This is a genomic window from Protofrankia sp. Cr1 (genome assembly GCF_963555865.1).
Taxonomy (GTDB): domain Bacteria; phylum Actinomycetota; class Actinomycetes; order Frankiales; family Frankiaceae; genus Protofrankia.
Genome location: NZ_CAUVXO010000673.1, coordinates 1 through 2,641, shown reverse-complemented (window position 1 = coordinate 2,641; position 2,641 = coordinate 1). Strand labels below are relative to the sequence as shown.

Below are 2,641 nucleotides of genomic sequence, written 5' to 3'. Positions count from 1 at the left end.
CGCACGACGGAAGCGCTCGCAGGAGATCGCCCTCAACAGATCACTGGCCCGTCGGCGGGGATGGGCCGTTCGCGGGTAAGCCCGACCGGAAGGTCTGCGTCGTCGAGAAGGCCGGCGTCGAGCGCGCGCTGGATGTGGCCGGCCAGCGCCCGGGCGGTCGCGGGTTCGTCGGCGACAGTTCCCGACCCGGCCATGCCCGACCCGGGCGTGCGGGTCCAGGCCGACAGGCGGGCGAGCGCCGCGGGCAGGCCGGTGAGTAGGCAGGCCGCCACGGTCGCATGTCGGGAGACCAGTTGCGCCGGGTGTAGATCCCAGCCTTGGTAGATCCCCCGCATCCAGGCGCGGCGGACCAGGTCGGCGTGGCGCCGCCAGGCCGCGTGCACCGCGGACCGGTCCCCGACGGGCAGCAGGTTGGACGAGCCGTCCGCGACCTGAACGCCGGTACCGGCCGCAACCAGCTGCATGAGCGCGGTGGCGAGTTCCACCGCCGGATGATCGCTGGCCTGGTGTTCGGCGCTCACGCCCAGTGCCGCCGAGTAGTCGTAGGTGCCCACGTGCAGGCCGGTCAGGCGGGGCCGGCCCGCGGCCACGATCGCGGGCAGCGCCAGTACCGCGGCCGGGGTCTCGATCTGCACCTCCAGCCGGATGCCCGCGCTGAGGCCGGAGCCGATGCCCAGCCGGTTCTCAAGCTCGGTGAGGATGTCGCAGAACACCTCGACCTGAGCAGGAGCGCTCACTTTCGGTAGCGTCACCACGAGCCCGGGTGGGATGGCTCCGCCTGCGGCGAGGTTGGTCACGAACAGGTCCAGGCTGCGTAGCCCGCGGGTCCGCACGGCCGGGTCCAGGGATTTGGGGCGGAGTCCGTAGGACGCGGGTAGGCGCCCGGCGTCCGCGGCCGCGCGCAGCGCATCGGCCGCCGCGACGGCGTGGGCGTCCTCCTCGGCGTCGTCGCGGTCGCCGTAACCGTCCTCGAAGTCCACCCGCAGGTCGGCGATCGGGGCGGTGGCGAGCATCCGGCGGACATGGGCGTGCACCCGTTCGGCCAGCTCGCCCGGGATGCCGGTCGCGGCCGCCAGCACCGGCGGTTCGCCGGCGTGTGCGTCGAGCGCAGCCAGCGCGGCGGCGCCCCAGTCGTCGGCGAGGGTCGCCCTCATCTGGTCGGCCGGCACATAACAGGTGTGGACGGGCTGTCGGACACCTGGTTCACCGGGAAAGCGCGCGGCCAGGTCGGCATCGACCCGGGCCAGGGGAGCGGTCAGCGCGGCGGTCACGTCATCCGGCAGCGTGGGCACGTCTGTGAGTGTCGGGCGCGGGCCATCGGGACGCACCCGTAGCGCTAACGGTCGAAGCCTGGGGCTCCTTCGTCACAGTTCACAGTTCACAGTTCACGGTTCACGGCGTTGCCGCCTGACGAAGGCCTCCCACTCGCGGGCGGACCGATGCTCGCCCAGGTCGTGCAGGGTGAGAGCGAGGGTGATCAAGGATGGCTGGCTGTGGGGCCGGGCGCAGCAGAGCTTCGTGGAGAGCTAATCCGGCTCCGGGCCGCCAGCGATCACGGCCGCGACAGTCGAGCTGGACGGGAACGTGCCTGCGGCCATCAGGGCGTACACGCCAAAGAGCATCTTGGCTTCATACACCCAGTCGAGCGTGATGTGATGCGTCGCCTCGAACCAGTCCATGAACTCGTTGAGCTCAGGTTTGCGCGTGGCATAGCCGCCGAAGTGGAAGCCGGTCTCAATCCACCAGTTCGACAGGTGCTCTTTGCCGACGGCGGCGAGTAAACCCCTTACGTCATCCGCAAGGAAGCTGCCGCCCTTCAACGACGAGAAGCCGACAACCCGAGCCTTACCGTCCAGCCCATAAACGATGCCGGCCATCGTGGCGCCGGTGCCGACAGCGCAGGTGATGTAGTCACAGTGGATATCGATTTCATCGACCAGCTCGGCGCATCCGCGTACCGCCAGCGTGTTGCTCGCGCCTTCGGGGAGCAGGTAGAACTCGCCGTAGGTGTCAGCTAGTCCCGCAAGGAACTCGGGACTTGTCTTCTGACGGTATTTCTCGCGCGTGATGTAGGCCAGTTCCATGCCGTGATCCAGGCAGAACTGCAGTGAGCGGTTCGGCGGGTGGTGTTCCTCACCTCGGACAATGCCGATGGTGGGCAGGTCTGCTGCCTGCCCGATAGCCGCTACTGCTCGTAGCAGGTTGGAGTACGCCCCACCGAAGGTCAACAGCTTTGGGTAATCCGCCGACATAGCTGCTGACATGTTGTACTTGAGCTTGCGATACTTGTTGCCCGGCACGTCTGCGAGCGCTAGATCGTCTCGTTTCAGGTAGAGCTGCACATCGGCGGTCCGTGTCGTGTCGTCTACGATGTGGTGTAACGGCGTTGGGAAAGCGACGCTCCAGTTACCCGGTCCCAGGCTACTCGTCACAGCGCACCGCCTCCGCCTCGTGGGCCAACAGAGAAGCCTGGCCCTTGTGACACGTTAGTGGCTGTGATCTTGCTCTGATCGCAAGGCCGGAGGCCACCCCGGTGGGGGTGTGAATCAAGGAGCGGGGCCGGGTGCGTAGGTCGTTGAGGCCGTCCTGATGACCGGAACCACCTACCGTTCGGCCGAATGTCGTCCGACAGTAGGTGGAA

General features: G+C 67.9%; 3 protein-coding genes. All 3 read right to left on the bottom strand.

The window, feature by feature from the left end:
• Positions 1-32: 32 nt before the first annotated feature.
• On the bottom strand, positions 33-1,292 hold the full coding sequence (locus U9980_RS27790) for a DUF6986 family protein (protein ID WP_322770641.1): 1,260 nt from the start codon (positions 1,290-1,292) through the stop codon (positions 33-35).
• Positions 1,293-1,526: 234 nt separating this feature from the next.
• Complete coding sequence (locus U9980_RS27785) at positions 1,527-2,432, bottom strand: 1-aminocyclopropane-1-carboxylate deaminase/D-cysteine desulfhydrase (RefSeq protein WP_322770640.1); 906 nt, start codon at positions 2,430-2,432, stop codon at positions 1,527-1,529.
• Positions 2,422-2,641: hypothetical protein (locus U9980_RS27780; protein WP_322770639.1), on the bottom strand; the 220-nt coding region annotated here is incomplete at its 5' end. The genes U9980_RS27780 and U9980_RS27785, both read right to left, overlap by 11 nt.